Source organism: Vibrio sp. R-1, assembly GCF_035615595.1.
GTDB lineage: Bacteria > Pseudomonadota > Gammaproteobacteria > Enterobacterales > Vibrionaceae > Vibrio > Vibrio cholerae.
Window position 1 is genome coordinate 1 of the sequence record NZ_WPDC01000180.1, and the last position, 1,559, is coordinate 1,559.

Sequence of the window (1,559 nt, forward strand, 5' to 3'; positions counted from 1 at the left end):
TTCCTTTTAAGATCTTAAAACGAAATTTTGGCGTCCAAACGATATGACATTTTCAACGCCAATAGACGTGTGATGAACTTCTGTATTCGCCCATGTTATTTGAATCATCTTACTCATGGTGAATAAGAGTTTCCCTTCTAATATAGGCGCATTTTCGGGCAAAAGCCCCTAGGAATAATAACCACCGCTAAAAGCGGTGGTTTAGGGATAATAATAAAACACCAATAAACTTAAACACCATACAACTTATTAAAGCTTTAATTCAACATTATCCAGAGATTGTACATTTGTAGAGTGTTCAATATTCAATAATGACACATCACCAGATGTATTATACGAATTCATCTTAACCACAGAATATATGAACTTTTTTTCATTCTCTAACAAATTGATAATGTATCTATTAGATGCGCTATATAAACTCATATCAACATCAACAAACTTATTAGCACTAATAATTACATTTGAAATATACTTTCCAGAAATTAACTCTCCCGCAATATCTGAAACAATACGGATACCTCCCCTTGATTTAAATGCAGTATTTTTTATAAAAGACAGTCCACTCCAGTCTATTGCCTCATTAACATTACTGATCGAGTTTGGAAATACATTGAGAATAAATTTATTAACATTTGAAAAGGAATTATCTTTAATGACAACATTAGAATAATAATTAACCTCTATTGCAGAACCATGTATGAAATTAAAAATATTACCTTCTACTATTGCATTAGATACACCTTTACGTGATGATAGTTTCAACCCTCCTTTCATTTCATAGAATAAGTTATTTTTAAAGATTATATCTCTCGTTCCTCCAAAATCCTTACTCCATGGATGTGTAGTTGTGATTTGCGTTACATTATAGAAAACATTACCTTCAGCACGAAAATTTTTAGAATTAATTTGCTCTCCAGAATAATGACTCCTAGATGAGGTTATACGTAATGCTGCATCACCAAAATTATAGAAATTACTGTTTTTAACTGACGAGCCAGACGTACCAGAGAATAAAACACCCTGCTCTCCCCAGACCATATTGGTAGTTTTTTCATCAATATATTTAGCATCTGTCAAACCATAAAATGAAACATCATCAATTGATATATTATCTGAATCAATGACTGATAATATATATTCACCATTAAATGAATTACACTTTTTAATGTTAACTCCACCCATCCCAACTATTTTAATGTCATTTTTATTCTTAATATACGCCGTAGAACAAACATCATAATCTCCAGGTTCTATCTCTATGGTAGACCCAGATTCCGCTCGCTCAATAATACTGACAAAATCATTACCTCCAGAGTGAGCGCTCACAGTGAAAAAAATAAATATTACGAAGAAAAATCTTACTCCAAGCATTTAAACACCTTATATATAACAATGTACAAAATAAGAATACACTATTTTAACTGCTTAAAAAACACTTTTGTAAAACACAATAAATACTTATTAAATTCGACAAGTTGAAATAATTAAAAAGCATTAGTGAAATGCAATACAAACAAACAAATGGCTTAGATGAAAATATAACGCCCGCCTAAGGG

General features: G+C 31.1%; 1 protein-coding gene and 1 pseudogene. Both read right to left on the reverse strand.

Annotation, left to right across the window (positions count from 1 at the left end):
• A pseudogene (locus tag GOU96_RS17405) lies at positions 1-94 on the reverse strand (IS200/IS605 family transposase); the annotation flags it as partial.
• Between the two features lie 155 nt (positions 95-249).
• Entirely contained in the window at positions 250-1,374 is a 1,125-nt protein-coding gene (locus GOU96_RS17410; RefSeq protein WP_267783336.1) for a right-handed parallel beta-helix repeat-containing protein, read from the reverse strand.
• Positions 1,375-1,559: the final 185 nt, after the last annotated feature.

Excerpts from the sequence above, each read along its gene's own strand:
- GOU96_RS17410 (WP_267783336.1), bottom strand. The coding sequence starts at position 1,374 with ATGCTTGGAGTAAGATTTTTCTTCGTAATATTTATTTTTTTCACTGTG.